The sequence below is a fragment of the Pullulanibacillus pueri genome (assembly GCF_014639255.1).
GTDB lineage: Bacteria > Bacillota > Bacilli > Bacillales > Sporolactobacillaceae > Pullulanibacillus > Pullulanibacillus pueri.
Genome location: NZ_BMFV01000033.1, coordinates 16,386 through 36,456, shown reverse-complemented (window position 1 = coordinate 36,456; position 20,071 = coordinate 16,386). Strand labels below are relative to the sequence as shown.

Here is a 20,071-nt window from a genome sequence, read left to right as displayed (position 1 = left end):
CATTCCGGATAGAAGAACAGAGAAGGGACTCATGACTCCCATCCTTTTCTACTGCTTTTGATAAGCTGTTCCACTTGAGCCACGAGGTCGGCGATCAGTTCACCTGCTGGTAATGGCTTGCTTAAGCGCGGATTTTGCCCACACCATAAGGACATCCATTCAGGTCGATTTTGTTTAGCGGCTTCACTTCGGATCGCTTTTGTTAATGTGTTTTGAATGGGGTACGGAGGAAGCTCTTTTTCATGTTTAGCCATTCTGGTTATGAAGGCATTTCGAATGCCTCTTGCTGGTTTTCCACTAAATGTTGAAGTCACAACCAATTGATCTTCACTGCTTGTCAATATCGCTTCTTTATGTGGATTTTGTGCGCCACTTTCTAGGCTGGTGACGAAGGCTGTACCCATTTGAACCGCTTGGGCTCCCAATACCATAGCAGCCAGAATACCTCTCCCGTCCATAATACCACCTGCTGCAATCACTGGAATGGTGACATGGTCCACTGTTTGTGGGACAAGGGCCATTGTTCCAATCATGGCTTGTTCAAAAGAGCCCATAAAGGTGCCACGATGGCCTCCGGCTTCACTTCCCTGGACAACCACCATATCCATTCCGTTTTCCTCATTGACGATGGCTTCTTTTACACTCGTTGCAGTTCCAATGACCACAATCTCTCGCATTTTTAGTCGCTGGACTGTTTCTTTTGATGGGATGCCAAAGGTAAAACTGCATACGGGCACATTTTCTTCAATAATGATGTCTATTTGTTCTTGGAAAAGGGAAGCGGTTGGTTTTTCCACCTCTGGTTTTTCCGGTAAACCTAAGGTCTCTCGGACAGGCTGAAGCCACTCGTTTGCCTTGGCAATTTCTTTATCGGACATGTCTGGTATTTCCGGGATGAATAAGTTCACACCAAAGGGCTTGGTCGTGAGCTGTTTGATTTTTCGAATGTCCGCCCGCATGTGTTCGGGGCTCATATAGCCAGCTCCGAGAGTGCCAAGACCACCGGCATTGGAAACGGTTGCCACAAGCTCAGGTGTGGTGATCCCACCAGCCATTCCTGCTTGAATTATTGGATATTGAATTCTTAAACCTTGGGTCACTCTATTGTCATACCACATATTAATCCTCCTCGGTATCTTCAAATCCTTTACTTACACTATAAATGGAGTAAAATATCTTGTAAAATGATGGTTTTTGGTAGTTATCATCAAAAATAATGATATTTAAAGCGTTAAGGGGGTCTAGACATGAATCTTGAAGATCTGCGCGTCTTTAGGGAAGTGGCAAACGAAGGGAATATCACAAAAACAGCTGTGAACTTAAATTTTGTTCAATCTAATGTCACAGCAAAAATGAAGCGATTAGAACAAAAATATGAAACAAAGCTGTTTTATCGCCACAAGCATGGGGTCACGTTAACGTCTCCGGGTAGAGTCTTGTTATCTTATGCGGAACAGATACTTCATTTGATGGATGAGGCTGAAAAAACGTTAAAAACCTCTGGAGTCCCGAGTGGCACTTTATCTTTAGGGTCTATGGAGACAACTGCGGCGACACGCTTACCCGATATTTTATCAACTTATCACGATCACTATCCACAGGTTGAATTGTCGCTCCAAACTGGGACGACAGAGGAACTGATCAAGGCGACTTTGGATCGCAACATTGAAGGCGCCTTTGTTGCAGGTGGAGTTAATCATCCAGAGTTGGAAGTGACTGAAGTGTTTGCGGAGCAACTCATTCTCGTTTCAAAGGAAAATAGCCTTTCGAGCCTAGAGTTTGACCAATTGAAAGATCAAACGATTATCGTCTTTAAGTCGGGTTGCTTTTATAGAGAGGTCTTTGAAACATGGTTGAGGTCCAAAGGGATTCGGCATGCAAGAATGATGGAGTTAAACACTTTGGATGGTGTCATAGGCTGTGTTAAAGCTGGATTAGGTATTTCGCTGTTAACAAAATCGGTAGCTGATCAGTTGTGCAAAAATGATCATATTCAACAGATGCGCCTGCCAGGAGAAGTCAGTACGATTTCTACTAAGTTTATTAATCATAGGGAGATTGTGAAAACCTCTGCATTCCATGAATTTATTAAAGTTATCGATTCAGCTGCAGGTCTAAATATTCCTTTATAAACTGCAAGCGGCAAGGGAATCAGGGGAAAAAGCGGAAGGGCCATGATGGTGAACGATGTGGCCCTTCTGATGCCCGTTTTCCAAATTTTAATGAAAAACGGTCACCAAGGGGCCATGCTGATGCCCGTTTTCCAGACTCTAATGAAAAACGGTCACCAGGGAGCCTTTCTGATGCCCGATTTTCAGATTTAAATGAAAAACGGTCACCAAGGAGCCTTTGTGAAGCCCGATTTTCAGGTTTCTTTGAAAAATGGTCACCAAGGGGCCGCACTGAAGCCCGATTTTTCAGATTCTAAAGAAAAATGGTCACCAGGACCCCTCGCTGATGTTCATTTCCCTGTAATGGAGGAATTTACAACTCAATGGAAAGACCTTTATAAGGACAACTTTGGCTTTTGCTATTTAGGCTCGGAGGAGTCAAGTTTTCTAAAGTCGCTTAGTGGGCCACCGATACGGACGAGTGTTTCATCTGGATCCGACAAGGCAAATTCATACATGCCCCAAGGTTTATTTTCAGGAGTAACTCCAAATGCTTTAGCCAACGCATCGACATTCTCGCTATAAAGGTACACTCCAAACGGATTTCGGCCTGGGATGAGCCAACCCTCCACAGCCTGTGTTAGATGAATGCGGGCTCCTTTCCCATCCGATAGTATGCGGTAGTCTGGTTCTCCTCCTCCATTGATCTTGAATCCGAGTTTCGCGTAAAAGGCTTCACTTGCGTCAATATCATTACTGGGAAGGATGGCCACGAATGAGTTTGAATCCATTAGTATTCCTCCAATCTTTTGATCAGGCTTGATGTAACCATACAATGCGCCATAGGATTTGCACAATAAAATTTTTCCCATACTCTTTTTCAAAGAAAGACCTAGTTAGGCTTTCGTTGCTCCGGTTCATTACTATTTGATACTTATTCATTATGCAAAGTATTATTGTCTTCATGAAAATAATACTTTGCTTTTTTATAACGTCATCAGTAAAGAAAATTTCTGGTCATCAGGATGATGTGGTGTGGATTTACGCTTCAGAACGCTCGCTTTCCTCATGCCCACACGACTAAGGAAAGCTGCTAAGAGAATAATCCTCGCAGAAAAATCGTGTTTTACGATTTTTTGATGTGGGTAGGGTCGGCGTTGTCACAGGACGTGACGTTTTTAGCCGATCGTCCTTAGTGGCCTCAGCTAACTTGGGATGATAATCGAGTTTCCCAAGTGGATCTTCGGACACGTGCTGTTCCCGAAGGAGCCAGAGCGTCTTCAGCTCCAATCCACTTGATATTACGTTGCCTTTTGGTTTAATGCTCAACTGAATGAGGACCGGGCATGCAGTTCATTTTCGCCCGGTTTTTCTAAAAGAATAAGAAAGCTGTCAAAGCAATAAAGAGATCGGTAGAAAAATTTGTCTTCTCTGATAAGGATTTAGCGGAAGCCAAGTTTTCTAATGACCTTCGGAAGTAGGTATATGGTTATTTTCGTCCTTTCGCAGGCTGGCCTCATAAAGAGTTTTAATTTTTTTGTGCGCTGGAGGGATTGACTTTATAATCACACCGGTGTATATTGTGCATATACGATATACACAATTAATTAAGGAGGTCCACTATGCTGGCCTTAGATGTTCGACATTTAAATAAAAGCTACCAAAATTTTGGGTTGGAGAATGTATCGTTTCAACTGGAAAAAGGTTATATTATGGGCTTTATCGGTGCCAATGGCGCAGGGAAAACGACGACGATCAAATCCATTTTAAACATGATTCGCCCCGACAGTGGTGAGGTTCATATTTTTGGCAAGAATATTGCTGAACATGAGATTGAATTGAAGCAGGATATCGGCTATGCCTTTGGAGATATTGACTTTTATACACGAAGCAAAATGAAGACATTGACTGATGTGATTAAGAAATTTTACACCCATTGGGATGATGAAACCTATTATAACTACTTGCGCAGATTTAAATTGGATGAAAACAAGAAAATCATCGACTTATCAACGGGAATGAGGGTCAAATACAATTTGGCACTGGCCTTATCTCATGGGGCAAAGCTTCTCATTCTCGACGAACCGACAAGCGGACTCGATCCGGTCGCTAGAGATGATCTGTTAGATATTTTTCAAGAACTCGTAATGGATGGAGAGATCAGTATTTTTTTCTCTACACATATTACATCTGACTTGGAGAAATGCGCGGATTTTATAACCTTTATCGAAAACGGGAAAATTATTCAGAGCGCCGAAAAGGAAGAATTTATGGAATCGTATCGCCTGTTGAACGGTAGTGAAACCCAGTTGAGTCAGGTGAGAGAAAAATTAATTGCCTACAAAGTAAATTCATTCGGCTTTACGGGATTGATTCATGCTAGAGATTTTGATTCCTCTTCTGATATTAAAGCAACCACGCCGAGTCTCGAGGAAATTATGATTTATTTCGCAAAAAGGGAGGATATGTATGTATAACTTAGTGATTAAGGATTTAAAATTAGGCGTTAATCCTATGTTTTTTGTGTTTCCCTTTCTGATAGGCGCTTTAATGCTTGTTCCTGGCTGGATCTACTTTATTGTTCCACTGTATTTTTGTTGGATAACAATACCAAATATGTTTAGCGGATATAGAACTCAGAATGATTTAATATTTACTACTATGATGCCTGTCACTCGAAAAGATATGGTGAAAGCAAGACTGTTTGTTATTGTTCTTCTAGAATTGATGCATATTGTGATTGCCATGATCTATGGTATGATAACGCTCCGCATATATCCAAATGTGAACTATTATTTCTTCGCGCCACACATGGGTTTTTGGGGACTCTGTTTTGTTATGCTGGCGATCTTTAATGTGATCTTTATTCCCATGTTTTACAAGACGGCTTATAAACATGGACCGGCAGCATGGGGTGCTATCACCGCCACTATGGTTTTTGCTGGAATTGCCCAGTGGCTTGGCATCCAAAATGATTTTGTATCAGATGTTTTTAATGGGAGCGGTGCTGATAATAATGTGCTTCAAGCCTCTATTTTGATCGTGGGAATCGTAATATTTATTGCCTTTAATGTGGTCGCCTATAAAATGGCACTCAAGCGCTTCCGGCAAGTAGAGATAAAATGAATATAGCGATTTCGAACACCTCTGAAAAGCCAATTTATCAGCAGCTTTTTGAACAAATCAGCGCCCAAATTTTAAAAGGCGATTTAGAAAGTGGCTATGGCTTGCCACCGATCCGACAAGCGGCCAAGGAGCTTGGAGTCAGTATCATCACTGTAAAGAAAGCTTGGGAAGAACTCGAACGATTAGGATTGATCAATACCATCACGGGTAAAGGCTGTTTTGTAGCCGAATTCTCATCTGATGAAATGGTAAAATTACGCAACGAAATGGTCCTAAAGCAAATGGTGAATGATCTTTCATATTACAAATCTTTTGGTCTCACACTAGAAGAAATGATAGAGCTCTTGAAGCAGGCTTATGACTTTGAATAAGCTGTTGTGGGACTAAATTCTAAATGTGTTTTGAGGTGGGGGAGAGATACTCCTTTCCATTGAAATCAGTGAGAATTGCCCCGATCCTTAAGTTCCAAGACTCCCTTGCTCAAAAATGAAGTCCTTTATATTTAGATTCTGATTTTCATAGTTTATTCCTCAAAATCCCTGATGTTGTGGAGCAGCCTTGTTCACAACTTTCAGGGGTTTTTCTCTTTTATCTCCTTTTTGTCTTTGACAATATAGAGCTATTGTAAGAATATTGTATCAAGTGAGAGACTGAATAAACAGGACCTCTTTACATCTCATTAAACTGTTTCATTAATGATTGAAAGGTGTGATAGCTTATGGCATATAATCCAAAAGCAAAGGGTTTTGCTACTGGAAAATATTCAATGCTAAGGAGATGTCCTATTGAAAACAGACAAGCTGCAATCAGAAACAGAGCGATTAGCTTTACGGTTATTGCAAAATCATGATTATGAAAGTTACATAGAAGGCTATCAAAATTGTCTTCCGAAACAGCATAAATACGACGACGATAAAATAGATTTAAGCGAATGGACACAGGCGAAGTTCAATGGTATTGTCACAAAACTTCATAACTTAGCTGATCAGGACCGAGCGTACGTTTTTGCTGTTTTTCGAAAGTCGGATGGAAAGCATATCGGCAAGGTTGAAATTTCAACAATCATGAGAGACGAGTTCCAGTGGGGGCTTCTAGGTTATAGAATGCACAATCAACATTGGCGAAGGGGCTATGGTAAAGAAGCGGTAGGAGAAACACTTAATATTGCCTTTGATCTTCTCAACTTCCATCGAATTGAAGCTCATATAAATGTTGATAATTTTCCTTCCATACATTTAGTAGAAAGTATAGGAATGGAGTTGGAATGCACCAGAAAGAAGTTTATTTATGAGTTCGGAGAGTGGACGGATAATCTTGTATATTATTTAAATTCAGGATGTCGTGAAGCGAGTAGTAAAAGAAAGATCTAAGAGCTTTGAAAATAATAACCTAAGGGAGGGAAAGCAATTGATTCAAAAGCATGAAATTGATGTACCTACATTAGAAACAGAGCGTTTAATACTGAGAAAACTCACTCTTAATGATGTCGAGGATTTATTTGCATATGCCTCTAAACCGCAGGTCTCTCGCTACGTGCCATGGGATGTTCACAAGTCCATTGAGGATAGCCAACACTTTTTAGAATCCATTACCAATGCATATAAAGAAAAAGGGAAGTTAACTTGGGCCATAGAACTTAAAAGTGAAGGGAAAATGATTGGCACTATTGATTATGTTAATTGGAGTCCTGACCATTTTAAAGCCGAAATCGCTTATGTCTTATCCCATCATTATTGGGGGCGTGGAATGACAACTGAAGCTTCTCAAAAACTATTAGAATATGGTTTTGGAACATTGGGACTCAATCGTGTGGAGGGACGAATCATGTTGGAAAACAAACAATCACAGCGGGTATTAGAAAAATTAGGGATGACCTTCGAAGGCGTTGCAAGGCAGACACTTTTTATAAAGGGAAAATTTATAGACATTGCAAATTATGCTCTTTTGAGGGAAGAGTTTACACCGTCTTTGTGACAAAGGGTTGGGTGCTCCAGACATTATTTATTTTGAATGTTTTGTAGGTGAATAGGAATTCCTGAAATTTTGCTGGCAATAATGAAATTTTATCAACAGGGGTAATCTTCATGAAGGAGATTGTCCTTTTTTATTGAAGTAAAGGACAAAGAGAATGAACAAACAAGAATAAAAAGATGATTTTTAAACGTAACAAATAGGGAGTGTATGAAATTAAAAATTCATTACAAATAAGGACAGAGGCTTCTTATTCATTAAACTTTTTGGTTTATATTCAAAATATCTTTCTAAACCAAAAACAGGATAAGGATGAACTAAAATTTCCTTACATACCCAAGGAATGTGGATTTCGGAATGACTTTGCTAAGCGCTACAGTGAATTATGGGATGACATATTGAAGTCCATTTCTGAAGACCCGATCAATGATCAGCAAGTGTTTATTAAAAAGAAAAACTTATTTTACCAAGTCTTATTCACTGAAGCGGAGGATACATTAAATCAATTTAATGAAATATACCAATCCTTTAGGGTATGGTTTGGGAGCCTTGCTGGACGTTTTTCATTAGAACGATCCATTGATGAATCTAGTCAGACATTATATGTAGAACTGTCAAATGATCTCATGAAAAATGAAATAGAGCCTCTAAAAGAATTAAATATAAGTTTGATTTATGATGACTGTTTACTAGCAAATACTGAGGCAACTCCTTATTTTATCGTTCTCCCAATCAGAGACTTTATCGTTAATAATAAAGAGCTCTCCCTTAAATTACGAGAATGTTTTTAATCGCTGAATTCGGTTGTTCATTCAAGAAGAATAGGATACTATAAAATGTCATTTTTTAGGGGGAGAATAGTGGCACAAAAAAGCGATGAATTACTTACAAGGGCAAGAGAGTTTATTAAAGAGGAAAAGAGAGACATTACTTATGCCTATGTAGGGGGCTCAGTAGGAAGAGGAGAAGCTGATGAATATAGTGATATAGATTTAACGGTATACAGAAACATTGAAGTGCCCCCGACAAAGACAGACATTATTTTCAAAGGTGAGATCATTCAATTAGAACAATTACATATCATTGAGTTACCAAATAAAAGTAGGATTGAGGCATCACCTTGGGATTTCAGGTTTCTACTAGAGATTTCAATTATAAAAGATGAAGGAGGCACATTAAATGCGATAAAAACATGGGCGATAGACTATTTTTACTCAGAGATAGGGAGAAACAAGATGATGGAACATGTCTCTATGATCGTAAGAGAAAGAAGAAGATTTGCCTTAGAGTGTGTAAAGCAACAGCATTATTATTCTGCAACAATTGCTGCTACAGGGGCTTGGACGGAGGCTGGTTTTTTATACTTACTCTATCACTATCATTCTCTGGCAAACGAGCATCTGATTCCTAGAACTCAAGACTTAGAGGTCTTCCATCAATTTGAATCCGTTTCCCCCTTTAAATTAGATGTAAATGTTTCAGAGGTTCAGCAAATAATGAGCCATTTCCGCAAGCATCTTAGAGAGAAAGGATATGCTTTTAATGATCTCTTTGAACTTCATGATCGTTTATGTGAAAGAAAGATCCAACGATTATTGAATAAAAAAGAATATCTAAATATACTCTTTCAGATGTATAGTGAAGCATTATGGTTATTTCTTGAAACTTCAGAAGGGCGCTCCTTTGAGACGTATTATGATCATTTGCCGAGGGATTTACAAAAAGGCTTGACGAAAATAGGATTTGTTCCTTTAGATGACAATAAGGTAAAAGAAATATGTAGGTTAAGTGAAGAACTCTTGAGCCTCTCGATTTAAACATAATCACAGACCGTTCTTTTTGTAGAGAAGGTTTGAATGAAGTCTTGGGGTTAAAGGACGGGAGAGAGTGGAAAACGGTCAAGTCAGGAATGTTCATGTTAATGGTTAAGCGCGTTTATCACCGTTCCAAAATCTTTTAAATTTCCTCTTTTTACTAAACAAATCAGCAGTTTGACCGATATAATAATTGACTATATTTAGGAGTTTAGTGGAGTGACGGTCACATTGTGTGGTGATATACTCGATATTCTCTAACGTCAAAGATTCAATAGTGAGCAGTGTAGAAGGAGGAGAAGAATGAAAAGAAACAAACAGAAAATTTTTATTGGTGCATTGGTGACCATCGCGATCGGTTTAATTGTAGTTTTGGTCTTTTCGAGTAGAGGGGCAGAAAAACCGCCAACATTATCTTCTCATCAAGCAACACCAAAAGTGGAGAAAACGGATGTCGTCAAGGCAACCCATGAAGAGGCAAGCGATAAAAAAACGGACAAAAAAGAGACTACTGAAAAAAAGTCCGACGCTAAGAAAACTCAAACTGAAAATACCAAGGACCCTGCTCAAGAAGCCAAAAAAGTTGAAGCGGAAAAAGAAGAAACGGCAAAGAAGGAAACCTCTACTTCCGCTACGCCTACAAAGACAGTAGAAACATCTACAAAGTCAGCAGAAGAAACTATAAAACCAGTAACGAAATATGTGACAGTCAGTTCTTTGAATGTAAGGAGTGGCGCTGGAACCAATCATCCAGCCATTATGATGATAAAACAAGGACAGGCAGTTACAGTCTATGAGTCAAGTGGCTCTTGGAGTAAGATCAAGGTAAATAATAAAACGGGTTGGGTGTCTAATAAATATTTATCTACAACAAAACCCGTCGTCAAAAAGACAGTAACTCAGAAGACATCTACCACGACATCTGTTAAAAAGTCGCAGCCTGCTCCAACAACGACAAGCAAACCGGCGCATAAGAGTAATGTGGCAGATCAATTAAAAACAGTAAGCAGAAACCGTCAGCTTATTCTCGTGACCACAAGCAGCTCTAGCACGAATGCGGCTACAATTCGCACCTTCGAGAAAAATGCAAGTGGAAAGTGGAATCCTGTGCTCACGATATCTGGGCATGTAGGTAAGTATGGACTCACATCAAGTATGAGTGAGGGCGGTAAGAAGTCACCGATTGGTAAGTACACGATTGGAACGGCCTTTGGACGTTATGCGAATCCAGGAACCAAATTGTCGTATCGAAAAATCACGAGCGACGATGTTTGGGTGGATGATCCTAAATCCTCGCTTTATAACACCTGGCAATCAAGAAGTAAAACGCAAGGACAATGGAAGAGTGCTGAAAATATGAATATCTCTGCTTATAATTATGGCTTTGTGATTAACTATAATACGAGTCGCACGCCATATAAAGGGAGTGCGATCTTCTTCCACGTGGGAAGTGGGTATACACTGGGCTGTACTGATACAGCACAATCGAACGTCTTAAAAATATTAAAGTGGTTAGATCCTGCTAAAAGCCCGGTGATCATCCAAACCCCGGTTTCAGGATTAAGTAACTATTAAACAAAAAACCTACATGGGATATGCTACACTCCTGTGTAGGCTTTTTTTTATACATTTATAAAATTTGAAACGGTTTTAAAGCCTTGTGCGTCTTTAGTATATAAGGGGGTGGAGGTCAGTGCCAGGCTTTTTTAAGAAAAGAGATGCAAGCAAAAAGAAGGCGTTTCTAGCTCAAGTCGAGCCAATAAAAAATAAACTGTACAGAACGGCCTTTTTGTATGTGAAAAATAAGCATGATGCCACAGATATAGTGCAGGAAACGATGTTTAAAGCCTATCAGAACTATGAAAATGTAAGAAGCATAGAAGCTTTTAACACGTGGATCACTAAAATATTGATTCATAGTGCACTAGATTTTATTAGAAAACAAAAAAGACTCGTTATTCATGAAGAAATCGACGAGGCCCCATTTATACATAGTGAGTTATCTACAGAAGTTGTTAATCATTTAGCACTGAAAGAGGCACTAGAGACATTAGATTATGAAACAAGAACCGCCATTATCCTTAGATATTATTATGATTTTAAAATTAAAGACATAGCAGAAACACTGAACACCCCTGAGGGTATGTAAAGACAAGAATACATCGTGGCTTGAAGGCGTTAAATCTCTTTTTCAAGGAGGAATATTCACATGGATTATGATGCCTTTAAAAAAGAAATTGATAAAATTGATATTCCCGAAAAATTACTAGATAGATCAATGATGAAGGGCATTAAGCGCTCTGAAAAAAGCCAAAAAAAGAAGTGGGAAATTTATTTTGATAGAGGCGTCCGTGGAGGGATGAGTGCAGCAGTGGTATTCATCTGTTTCTTGTTGTTGTACAGTTTGACCCACCATAGTCATACGCCTTATTCTTCTGAAGGCGTCTCTAAGAACACTCATCAAGCGGAGTCATTACAACCCCATCGCAATCAAGAGGGGGATACTTCTACTCAGGCTTCGCCATCGGAAGATCGCAGGACTTTAACGAAAGCTGAAGTGCTGTACAGAATGATGAATACAATGGACTATTTTAATTCAGTACAAGGGTCTTTTATTACAGATATGGGAAGCGTTAAAAAGGATGATAAGGATACAGTAGACTATTCCTTGGCATTCCAAAACAATACCTATGAATCTTATGTCAAGGTAAGGAGTACAGATGAAACACAAATTCAAATAAATACAGGTAAAAAGCATATTAATCTATATCATGATAAGACTTATAATACGTCAGGTCAGATAGGCTATCAGAAAGGAAAACCTATAAAGCTAGATGAAATTAAAGGGGCTTTGAGTGATGGGCATACAGCTTGGAGTCCAAGAAATAGACCCGTTATGTTATATGGAAGCAGTACCTTGTTTCCGTTTGAAATTGCAGAATCTTATTTGATGAAAAATACAGATTGGGATATCGAAAGCCAAAATGCGAATTACCTTGGGCACGAAGCAGTGATATTAACAGGCCATATCAACCGATTGTCCGCAGATAAAACACCGATCACCTCATTTAAAATGTGGATCAATAAGGGGACAGGTATCTTGTTAAGAATGGAAAACTATGACAAGAAAGGGAACCTAATAGAGTTTATGAAGACGACGAGGCTAAAGTTTAATAAAGGCATAGATGAAAAATTACTTACCATTCCTGAGGGCTATAAAAAAGTGAATTAAAAATTGTGGAAGCTTTGTCATTTGGAGCTTCCGTTTTTATTATAGTGAAGCATATTTTTCAGTTAGGACAAAGTCAATTAGTGAAAGTATTTTTTGGTCAAGTAAATGTTTATCTGCATATTTAACAAGATGTCTCTTTTTCTCAGTGAGAGGAAGACCCACTGCAGTAACTTTACCTGTTATTTCCTTTATTATAACAATATATATACAAAATCCCAATGGAAAGTATTTAATATTCTGTTATATTAAAAATACCTTTGTATTAGTGGTTCCTAAATGACGAGAAAAGCATTGGGATGAAAATATTTATTTTTATACTTCAGGATCCAAGTTGTTGTATTGGAATATCACAAGGATGATGTCTAGAGAGGTGATTCGAAATTATTAATTTGTGGTATATTATGGTAAATGGTTTTCGGCGAGTGCGCAAATTTTGCTCAAATAACAGGGGATGACATCAGTGCAACCTGAAGTTGACAAATTGTCTTTGATAAAAGATAGCTGAGTGAGCCATGTTTTAATACACTTTAGTTATCAAATTAATTGGAGGTCCTGTATATGGGATTTGGAGAAAAACTTTATAAATTAAGAAAAGGCAAGGGGTTTTCTCAAGAGGCTTTAGCTGAAAAATTAGGCACAACAAGACAAGCGATTAGCAAATGGGAAAACGGTCAAGGCTTTCCGGAAACGGAAAAGCTTCTCATGATCGGAAATATCTTTGAGGTGTCTATGGATTATTTGTTAAAGGATGTTGTGGAACAACATCCTGACGATGAAGATGGCTATTACGTAAGTAAAGAAATGGCGGAAGGATTTTTACTAAATCAACTCAAACTGGCTAAGTCAGTTGCTTGGGGTCTCAGCCTAATTGCATTAGCCTTTGTCCCCTATTTTATTTTTGAGAATCCAGCAGTATATTCATTTCTCATCATCATTATTGCGGCATTAGGCTTCGTCATGTTTCTGTCTTCAGGATTCATAGAGGACAGTCAATACAGAGTGTTAAAGCAAGAGCCATTGATGTTCGACGAAAAGTATCTTAAAGCGTTGGAGGCGAGGTATGAAGGGATTAAGAAAAGATATATTCCTATAATAATGGCTGGACTTTGTCCACTTTTTGTCGGCATAATCGCTTATGGATTAGAAAGGAAAGGGGTTGCCCAAGGCGTTTTGGTGCCTTATTACCCAATTTTTATTTTTTTCATTAGTATTGGTGTTTACGTTTTAGCGCGTACGACAACTATTATTGAAGCCTATAAACTCCTGGTGAAAAATGAGGAGCATGTGAACAGATTAAGTTTTAGGCTGAAAAAGAAAGTAAGAAATAAGGTCAGCCATTTTTAATGTTAAAAAAGTGTACTTTTTCCATAGAGACATTAGAAAACTTGCCCTGCGCTTCACCGCTCGTTAAACTCAGTTTGATTTTCAGGCATACGCCTTCACAAATTAAGGTTGCACCGTACCGGCACCCCTGATGTGATTTAAAAAATCACGTCAGGGGTGCCGCCAAGCTGTGTAGCAATTTAAGAATAAGAGATGAATCGTTGACTTACTGAGGGTTATCTTCAAAGGGAAGATAACCCTATTAAACTTTCTTAAAATTTCATCTATTTTTTTTACTGTTTCAAATTCATTTTGATTTACCTGATGTTTTTTCTTACATGATCCGTTAAGATGAAAAGTATAAATAAATAGAATTTTAAAATATTAGAATGGATTCTTGAAAAACTTAAAGCAAGCTGATGCTGATGAACGATGGAGAGGATGGAAAACGATGAGGGTGATTGAGCGACCGAAATTGCATTTCACAGCCCGTGAAAACTGGCTAAACGACCCGAATGGCTTAGTGTATTACCAAGGTGAATATCATTTATTCTTTCAACATCATCCCTTTGGAACAACCTGGGGAACGATGCATTGGGGACATGCGGTAAGTCAGGATTTGCTTCATTGGGAACACCTGCCGATTGCTCTGTTTCCGGATGAATTGGGAACGATTTTTTCTGGAAGCGCAGTCGTGGATTGGCAGGACACAACCGGTTTCTTCGATGGGCAACCAGGTTTAGTGGCGATCTTCACACATCATTTGGATACGGATACAGGTGTTTTGGAACGGCAAAGCCTGGCCTACAGTAAAGATGCGGGCAGAACATGGACGAAGTATGATGGCAATCCAGTATTGGTTAATGAGCAGGAAACTGATTTTCGCGATCCGAAAGTGTTCTGGCATGATGAGACGCAGTCTTGGATTATGGTAGTAGCCGCAGGACAACGGGTGCTTATTTATACCTCCTCTAATTTAACTGACTGGTCTTACCGGAGTGCATTTGCCAGTTCTAATCTAGGAAAATGGGATGGCGTATGGGAATGTCCCGACTTATTCGAATTACCCGTTGAAGACAAGGATCAGGTGAAAAAATGGGTATTGCTGGTTAGTGTAGGGAGTGTTCATATCCCAGGAGCACCACGCACTCAATATTTTGTCGGGTATTTTGATGGGACTACCTTTGTAAATGAAAATAAGGAAGAGACTGTGTTATGGCTGGATTATGGTGGAGATAATTATGCGGGCGTGAGTTGGTCGGATATTCCGGAAGAAGATGGTCGCAGAATGTATCTTGGCTGGATGAGCAGTCCTAAATATGCGAATGTGACTCCTACAAAGGAATGGAGAGGGGCTTTGACACTACCTCGACAGCTGGAACTTCGCACGACGGCAGAAGGGATCCGATTATTCCAACATCCAGTCGAAGAATTGGTGACTGTTAGGCAACTCGTGAAAACTATGGAGGCCAGTATAATCCAACCGGATGCCCCATTGATTTCTTTGGTAGAACACGAAGCCTTTGAAGTGATTGCAGAGTTTGAATGGAAAAATGCTGCAGGGTTCGGTATTCAAATCAAAACGGCTGATCGTGAACACACGTCTATTGGTTATCGATGTGACGAGAACTGGCTCTACATTGATCGCAGTTGTTCTGGAAAAGTCGACTTCCACCCAGAGTTTTCTGAAACGCAAGGTGTGGCTATCGCTTTAAGAGAGAAGCGATTGAGTCTTCGTCTCATTGTCGATCACTGTTCTGTAGAATTGTTTGCAGAAGATGGAGAAGTTGTCATGACAAGCCTGATATTTCCAAGTCAGGCATGCAAAGAGATTCACTGGTTTGCTGATGGCGGGACTGTTAAACTAAAACACTGCGAAATATACACACTAAACAGTTAAACGACTCTATATTAAAGACTTGGGCGCACCACTCACTTCATAAGCGAGTGGTGCCGAAGTGATTTAAGTTGGAACTCAAGATGACTTTTCTAATAAGTCCGGAAGCTCGATTAAATCGGAAATGGTATAGGTGCTCTGTGGGGATTCAAATGACGGTAGGATGTTTTCGGGATTAAACCATACTGAATCAATGCCGGCATTGACTGCCCCTTGAACATCTGAGGTGAGGCGATCCCCGACCATAAGGACATTTTCTTTTTGATCTGTTCCTAGGGCCTCAAAAATATAGGTGAAGAATGCTGCATGAGGCTTTTGAACACCCATCTCATCAGAAACAAAAAGCGCCTCAAAATAGTTTTCTAGATGCGCATCTTTTAATCTTTTTCGCTGCGTTACGCCGACACCGTTGGTTCCAATATAAAGCTTAAAGCCTTTTTGCTTTAAAGCCTTTAAGGCTTCGCGTGCATGGGGCATCGTCTTATGGCCCTCATTTAAATGCTCACGGTAGAAGGCTTCTACCTGTGCTCCGTCTTCAATGATTTGAAACTCCTTTAAAAAAAGAGAGAAACGGTTTGTAAATATGTCATTCTGAGAAATAACGCCTTCCTCGAATTGGTGCCATAATGTATTATTGATCTGCTTATAGCAGGCAATGGTTTCTTCGGTATAGGGAAGCTTATAACGCGTGATGATTTCCTTTAAAGCGACTTTTTGCGCTTCTTGAAAATTAAGGATTGTATCATCTAAATCGAAAATAATATGTTTGTACATGTTCATGTCTATCCACCTCTTGATAGTAATATAAAGGCAAGACGATAATAATAGAGGATATCTCACATTGCCGTGAGCAAGGGGAGATAATCATCTTGACGGATTATAGTAAACAATTATACACTGCATGAGTTTTTAAAAGAAGGATGAATAGAGAAAAAAGGAAAAGGCTATAGCCTCCTTAATAAAGTAGCCTTACAAAAACTTAGTTTAAAAGGAATAGATTAGGCGCCATCGTCTTGAAAGGGGATGAACAGATGAGATGTGGGGCAAAATGCTTTCTCGTAGAAACCGAAGTCAACGGGCAAAAACAAATCAGCTCCGTCACGGCTAGAACACCAGCGGATGTAAGGAAAACCATTCGTTTGGAGTACGGCACAGAGGCGAATATCTTAACGGTTAAAGAAGAGAGAAAGAAATAAGCAGAGATCCATTTGGGAATGTGATAGAAAGGGGGAGTCTATGAAGAAAGGTGCTTCGTTATATTCATTTGGTTTTAGCTTTTTTCTCGTATTAGTGCTTTCCTTTATTCCTAGTATAGGGATGAGAACTGAAGGGAAGTATCGCTTTTTTGAGGAGTAGAAAATTCTGGACATTAGGACGGTGTGGATTTCCGCTTCAGAACGCTCGCTTTCCTCGGGCACGGCCTCAGCTAATTTTGGAATGGACAATTTGTGTTCCAAAATATTTAGGCTACAAAACCCCTGTTCCTGCGTCTACGCGTATCGCTTCGTCGTCAGCTTTCTCGGAACAACTCGAAGTTTATTCGAGAAGTAACGCTGGTTGCTGTTCCCGAAGGAGTCTCGCGTCTTTCGCTCCAATCCGCTTGCTACTTCATGACAGTACATCTTGGTGTTAAAATCTTTTTGGGGTCACTTTCTAAGACTTCCTGCTCTTTGATATCGCTGTCTTCTATTTTATTTATTTAATAGTGATTAAAATATTTAAGAAACTTGCCTATAAAAAATAACGTCACACCTATCCACTTCGCAGCTTTTGATCTCCCGTGGTATACTGATCTTTAAATAGAGAATTATTTGATTTTCATATTTTTATGACTTTTGGAGTACGAAGGGAGAAGGATAGCGATGGCAGGGAAATTACCATTGAAGGCGGACCATGTTGGGAGTCTTCTTAGAACAGAGCCCGTAAAGCAAGCGAGAGCAGCTTATGCGAGTAAAACAATTGATAAAGCGGCTTTAACTGATGTTGAGGATAGAGAAATCGAAAAGATTGTACAAAAGCAAATTGAAGTGGGTCTAAAAACGATCACAGATGGCGAGTTTAGGCGAATCGTTTGGCATCATGATTTCTTTTCTGGGTTTGAAGGCATTGAGTTGATCGAGAAAGAAAGAAAAGCAACATTTGGTGGTGGGAATACACCTAAGCCGATTACTTCGATCATTACAGGCAAGATTAAAAATAACCAGCATTATATGCTAGAGCATTTTAAGTTTTTGAAGCGAGCAGTGGAGAAGTATGGCGATGGTACACAAGTCGCTAAGTTTGCCATTCCCGCTCCGAGTGTGATTATGTACCGCTCTATCGATGAAAAGGAAAAAGAGATTTATCCCAATGCCGTCGATCTATTTCATGATCTCGGGGTGGCTTATCGCGAAGTTGTGCAGGCTTTATATGATGCGGGCTGTCGTTATCTTCAATTTGATGATACGACTTTTACAGGGTTTAACGATGAGACGTTTACTCAGCGCATGATAGATGCGACAGGATTAAGTAAGGATGCCATTTTACAGTTGATCATTGACACGACGAACATCGCTCTGCAAGATAAACCCAAAGATTTGATAACCACCGTTCATATGTGCCGTGGAAACTTCCGCTCGAAGCATCTGCATTCAGATGGTGGCTATGATTATGTCACGCCTATCTTTGATCAATTAAATTATGATGCTTTCTTTTTAGAGTATGATACTGAGCGTAGCGGTGGATTCGAACCTTTAAGTGCAATTAAACGCCGTGATATCGAAGTAGTCTTGGGATTAATAACTTCAAAACACCCTGAATTAGAGGACCCAGCTGTTATTCAAGAAAGAATTCAGGAAGCAAGTCAGTATATTCCTTTAGAAAACCTAGCGATAAGTCCGCAATGTGGCTTTGCGAGTTCGGAAGAGGGGAATCTACTAAGTGAAGAAGAGCAATGGGATAAACTCAAGCATGTCATTCATTTAGCAGAAAAGGTTTGGGATAAATCAGCGACCAAACTGTCTATGAGATGATTGTTTACACTCAAGGCCTATCTATTGTAACGGGCGCCCCGTTTCTATAGGTAGGTCTGTATGTTTATTTAAGCAGGATATAAAAATTCTTGATGTTCTCGAATGGATGTTGTCGATTTTTTGATCTAAACGACTTGAGTGTTGATGAGCTCACTCAGCCTTTATGTTGCATATAAATGACGTGTCATTTATTATTAAACATAAATAGATGATGTGTCATCTAATGGGAGAGTGATGGATCATGAGAGTCCATATTCTGCACACGGGGAGAGTCTACATTGATCGTTCTTTAGCTTACAGAGAGAAGAGTCTTCATCCGGCACCCTATACAGGCTGGTTCAGAGGAAAAGAGAAAAAGCTATGGGTTCCAGTTTCCTCATATTTAATTGAACATTCCAAGGGGACAGTTTTAGTCGATACGGGGTGGCACGAAGAGATAAGAGTCAACCCAAGACGTCATTTAGGAAGCTTTGCTTATTCGATGTTTAAGGGGGAGCTCCCTAAAGGGGATTCTATAGCGGAGCAACTACAAAGATTAGGAATAAAGACTAAGGACATAGACTATGTGATTCTCTCACATATGCACTCTGATCATGTGAGCGGCTTAAGGCATGTACAAGACGCCAAGAAGATTCTTACTAGTGAAATGGAATGGCGAGCTGCGCAAAAACAGTTGGGCTACATAAAGTCAATGTGGAAAGGGATTCCCATAGATACCTTTAAACTCGAGGGTATCCCCTTTGGACCTTATCAAAAGGGTTATGACTTATTTGCTGATGGCACACTGTACCTGGTTCATACGCCTGGGCATAGTGAGGGCATGGTCTCATTGTTAATTCGATTACAAGATCAATGGCTACTGCTGGCAAGTGATGTTGGCTATGCTACAAGGTCCTGGGAGCATTTGATTTTACCAGGGCTCACAACAGATAAAAAGGCAGCCTACCAATCCTTACAATGGGTGCAGGATTTTTCGCAAAGAGAGGACTGCCTGAGGGTAATTGCCAACCATGATCCGAACGTAAAACCTGAAGTGATGGCATAAAAGGAGTAAAACAATGAATACAGAATTTAAAGAGGCAGAGGCTTTTAGATATCTCATTTTAGCGGTACAAAGACAAGGAAATAAAATGTTAAAAGCGTATCTGAAAAACATTGGTGTAACCCCTTCACAAGCTGAAGTGATGAGTGTCCTGAAAAAATACCAGCCTATTGCACTGAAGGAGCTAGGACATCTCCTAATATGTGAAGAGGGAAGTCCTTCAAGATTAGTAGAAAGGATGGTCAAAGAGAATCTGATAGAGAGAATAAGAGATCAAAGGGATTCAAGGTATGTGAGGCTGGTGCTGACACCATTAGGAAACGAAAAATATGAATTGATTATTAAAGCAGAGGCCGACATGTATCATCGAGTAGAAGCCTTATATTCAAAGGAAGAACTGATGACAGCGAATCAGATGTTAAGGAAAATTATATTAGGAACCCCATTGGAACAAGCGCTCGAGGATAGAGGATTTGTTTAACAACCCTCAACTTCGCGCTGAGGGTTGTTTATTTTCTTCTATGTTATATAAACAACCCACCAA

General features: G+C 39.6%; 21 protein-coding genes. 18 read left to right on the top strand and 3 right to left on the bottom strand.

Annotated elements, in window-relative coordinates; all coding sequences use genetic code 11:
- Positions 1-29 precede the first annotated feature (29 nt).
- Positions 30-1,118, bottom strand: a complete 1,089-nt coding sequence (locus IEV91_RS17090) for an NAD(P)H-dependent flavin oxidoreductase (RefSeq protein ID WP_188498647.1) — start codon at positions 1,116-1,118, stop codon at positions 30-32.
- Positions 1,119-1,247: 129 nt separating this feature from the next.
- On the opposite strand from IEV91_RS17090, the gene IEV91_RS17085 reads away from it, so the two are divergent.
- Positions 1,248-2,132, top strand: a complete 885-nt coding sequence (locus IEV91_RS17085) for a LysR family transcriptional regulator (RefSeq protein WP_188498646.1) — start codon at positions 1,248-1,250, stop codon at positions 2,130-2,132.
- Between the two features lie 42 nt (positions 2,133-2,174).
- Positions 2,175-2,324, top strand: a complete 150-nt coding sequence (locus tag IEV91_RS17080; protein ID WP_188498645.1) for a hypothetical protein — start codon at positions 2,175-2,177, stop codon at positions 2,322-2,324.
- Between the two features lie 206 nt (positions 2,325-2,530).
- Here the strand turns inward: IEV91_RS17080 and IEV91_RS17075 are convergent, their stop codons facing one another.
- Complete coding sequence (locus IEV91_RS17075) at positions 2,531-2,902, bottom strand: VOC family protein (protein ID WP_188498644.1); 372 nt, start codon at positions 2,900-2,902, stop codon at positions 2,531-2,533.
- An 831-nt stretch (positions 2,903-3,733) separates the two neighbouring features.
- Here IEV91_RS17075 and IEV91_RS17070 point away from each other — a divergent pair.
- The 12 genes from IEV91_RS17070 to IEV91_RS17015 all read left to right on the top strand — a co-directional run bounded on the left by IEV91_RS17070 (position 3,734) and on the right by IEV91_RS17015 (position 15,477).
- Positions 3,734-4,588 (top strand): ABC transporter ATP-binding protein, encoded by an 855-nt coding sequence (locus IEV91_RS17070; RefSeq protein ID WP_188498643.1) that lies wholly within the window; start codon positions 3,734-3,736, stop codon positions 4,586-4,588.
- On the top strand, positions 4,581-5,237 hold the full coding sequence (locus IEV91_RS17065) for an ABC-2 transporter permease (protein WP_188498642.1): 657 nt from the start codon (positions 4,581-4,583) through the stop codon (positions 5,235-5,237). The genes IEV91_RS17070 and IEV91_RS17065 overlap by 8 nt, the downstream gene beginning before the upstream one ends.
- Positions 5,234-5,608 carry a GntR family transcriptional regulator gene (locus IEV91_RS17060; RefSeq protein WP_188498641.1) on the top strand — a complete coding sequence of 125 codons (375 nt, stop codon included), beginning with the start codon at positions 5,234-5,236 and terminating at the stop codon, positions 5,606-5,608. The genes IEV91_RS17065 and IEV91_RS17060 overlap by 4 nt, the downstream gene beginning before the upstream one ends.
- Before the next feature lie 414 nt (positions 5,609-6,022).
- A complete protein-coding gene (locus tag IEV91_RS17055; RefSeq protein WP_188498640.1) occupies positions 6,023-6,607 on the top strand; it encodes a GNAT family N-acetyltransferase in 585 nt (194 codons plus the stop codon).
- A gap of 37 nt (positions 6,608-6,644) precedes the next feature.
- A complete protein-coding gene (locus tag IEV91_RS17050; protein WP_188498639.1) occupies positions 6,645-7,211 on the top strand; it encodes a GNAT family N-acetyltransferase in 567 nt (188 codons plus the stop codon).
- Positions 7,212-7,414: 203 nt separating this feature from the next.
- Positions 7,415-7,999, top strand: coding sequence for a hypothetical protein (locus IEV91_RS17045; RefSeq protein WP_229745631.1), 585 nt, complete (start codon positions 7,415-7,417; stop codon positions 7,997-7,999).
- Positions 8,000-8,068: 69 nt separating this feature from the next.
- A complete protein-coding gene (locus IEV91_RS17040) occupies positions 8,069-9,025 on the top strand; it encodes a nucleotidyltransferase domain-containing protein (RefSeq protein WP_188498638.1) in 957 nt (318 codons plus the stop codon).
- Between the two features lie 300 nt (positions 9,026-9,325).
- Positions 9,326-10,597 (top strand): SH3 domain-containing protein, encoded by a 1,272-nt coding sequence (locus tag IEV91_RS17035; RefSeq protein WP_188498637.1) that lies wholly within the window; start codon positions 9,326-9,328, stop codon positions 10,595-10,597.
- A 118-nt stretch (positions 10,598-10,715) separates the two neighbouring features.
- Positions 10,716-11,171, top strand: coding sequence for a sigma-70 family RNA polymerase sigma factor (locus tag IEV91_RS17030; RefSeq protein ID WP_188498636.1), 456 nt, complete (start codon positions 10,716-10,718; stop codon positions 11,169-11,171).
- Positions 11,172-11,231: 60 nt separating this feature from the next.
- The gene (locus tag IEV91_RS17025) at positions 11,232-12,254 is read left to right on the top strand and encodes a hypothetical protein (protein WP_188498635.1); all 1,023 of its coding nucleotides are present in this window, start codon (positions 11,232-11,234) and stop codon (positions 12,252-12,254) included.
- A gap of 558 nt (positions 12,255-12,812) precedes the next feature.
- Complete coding sequence (locus tag IEV91_RS17020; protein WP_188498634.1) at positions 12,813-13,598, top strand: helix-turn-helix domain-containing protein; 786 nt, start codon at positions 12,813-12,815, stop codon at positions 13,596-13,598.
- A gap of 430 nt (positions 13,599-14,028) precedes the next feature.
- Positions 14,029-15,477, top strand: a complete 1,449-nt coding sequence (locus IEV91_RS17015; RefSeq protein WP_188498633.1) for a glycoside hydrolase family 32 protein — start codon at positions 14,029-14,031, stop codon at positions 15,475-15,477.
- Between the two features lie 75 nt (positions 15,478-15,552).
- On the opposite strand, the gene IEV91_RS17010 is transcribed toward IEV91_RS17015, so the two are convergent.
- Positions 15,553-16,254: a YjjG family noncanonical pyrimidine nucleotidase gene (locus IEV91_RS17010; protein WP_188498632.1), complete on the bottom strand. Its 702-nt coding sequence runs from the start codon at positions 16,252-16,254 to the stop codon at positions 15,553-15,555.
- Positions 16,255-16,505: 251 nt separating this feature from the next.
- Here IEV91_RS17010 and IEV91_RS17005 point away from each other — a divergent pair, with 251 nt between their 5' ends.
- From IEV91_RS17005 to IEV91_RS16990, 4 genes are all read left to right on the top strand, one after another.
- Complete coding sequence (locus IEV91_RS17005; protein WP_188498631.1) at positions 16,506-16,670, top strand: hypothetical protein; 165 nt, start codon at positions 16,506-16,508, stop codon at positions 16,668-16,670.
- A gap of 666 nt (positions 16,671-17,336) precedes the next feature.
- Positions 17,337-18,485, top strand: coding sequence for a 5-methyltetrahydropteroyltriglutamate--homocysteine S-methyltransferase (locus IEV91_RS17000; protein WP_188498630.1), 1,149 nt, complete (start codon positions 17,337-17,339; stop codon positions 18,483-18,485).
- A 241-nt stretch (positions 18,486-18,726) separates the two neighbouring features.
- A complete protein-coding gene (locus IEV91_RS16995; protein WP_188498629.1) occupies positions 18,727-19,530 on the top strand; it encodes an N-acyl homoserine lactonase family protein in 804 nt (267 codons plus the stop codon).
- Between the two features lie 13 nt (positions 19,531-19,543).
- Positions 19,544-20,008, top strand: a complete 465-nt coding sequence (locus IEV91_RS16990) for a MarR family winged helix-turn-helix transcriptional regulator (protein WP_188498628.1) — start codon at positions 19,544-19,546, stop codon at positions 20,006-20,008.
- Positions 20,009-20,071: the final 63 nt, after the last annotated feature.

Excerpts from the sequence above, each read along its gene's own strand:
- IEV91_RS17010 (WP_188498632.1), bottom strand. The coding sequence starts at position 16,254 with ATGAACATGTACAAACATATTATTTTCGATTTAGATGATACAATCCTT.
- IEV91_RS17025 (WP_188498635.1), top strand. The coding sequence starts at position 11,232 with ATGGATTATGATGCCTTTAAAAAAGAAATTGATAAAATTGATATTCCC.
- IEV91_RS16990 (WP_188498628.1), top strand. The coding sequence starts at position 19,544 with ATGAATACAGAATTTAAAGAGGCAGAGGCTTTTAGATATCTCATTTTA.
- IEV91_RS17085 (WP_188498646.1), top strand. The coding sequence starts at position 1,248 with ATGAATCTTGAAGATCTGCGCGTCTTTAGGGAAGTGGCAAACGAAGGG.
- IEV91_RS17075 (WP_188498644.1), bottom strand. The coding sequence starts at position 2,902 with ATGGATTCAAACTCATTCGTGGCCATCCTTCCCAGTAATGATATTGAC.
- IEV91_RS17070 (WP_188498643.1), top strand. The coding sequence starts at position 3,734 with ATGCTGGCCTTAGATGTTCGACATTTAAATAAAAGCTACCAAAATTTT.
- IEV91_RS17000 (WP_188498630.1), top strand. The coding sequence starts at position 17,337 with ATGGCAGGGAAATTACCATTGAAGGCGGACCATGTTGGGAGTCTTCTT.
- IEV91_RS17090 (WP_188498647.1), bottom strand. The coding sequence starts at position 1,118 with ATGTGGTATGACAATAGAGTGACCCAAGGTTTAAGAATTCAATATCCA.
- IEV91_RS17035 (WP_188498637.1), top strand. The coding sequence starts at position 9,326 with ATGAAAAGAAACAAACAGAAAATTTTTATTGGTGCATTGGTGACCATC.
- IEV91_RS17005 (WP_188498631.1), top strand. The coding sequence starts at position 16,506 with ATGAGATGTGGGGCAAAATGCTTTCTCGTAGAAACCGAAGTCAACGGG.
- IEV91_RS17060 (WP_188498641.1), top strand. The coding sequence starts at position 5,234 with ATGAATATAGCGATTTCGAACACCTCTGAAAAGCCAATTTATCAGCAG.
- IEV91_RS17015 (WP_188498633.1), top strand. The coding sequence starts at position 14,029 with ATGAGGGTGATTGAGCGACCGAAATTGCATTTCACAGCCCGTGAAAAC.
- IEV91_RS17065 (WP_188498642.1), top strand. The coding sequence starts at position 4,581 with ATGTATAACTTAGTGATTAAGGATTTAAAATTAGGCGTTAATCCTATG.
- IEV91_RS17080 (WP_188498645.1), top strand. The coding sequence starts at position 2,175 with ATGATGGTGAACGATGTGGCCCTTCTGATGCCCGTTTTCCAAATTTTA.
- IEV91_RS16995 (WP_188498629.1), top strand. The coding sequence starts at position 18,727 with ATGAGAGTCCATATTCTGCACACGGGGAGAGTCTACATTGATCGTTCT.
- IEV91_RS17020 (WP_188498634.1), top strand. The coding sequence starts at position 12,813 with ATGGGATTTGGAGAAAAACTTTATAAATTAAGAAAAGGCAAGGGGTTT.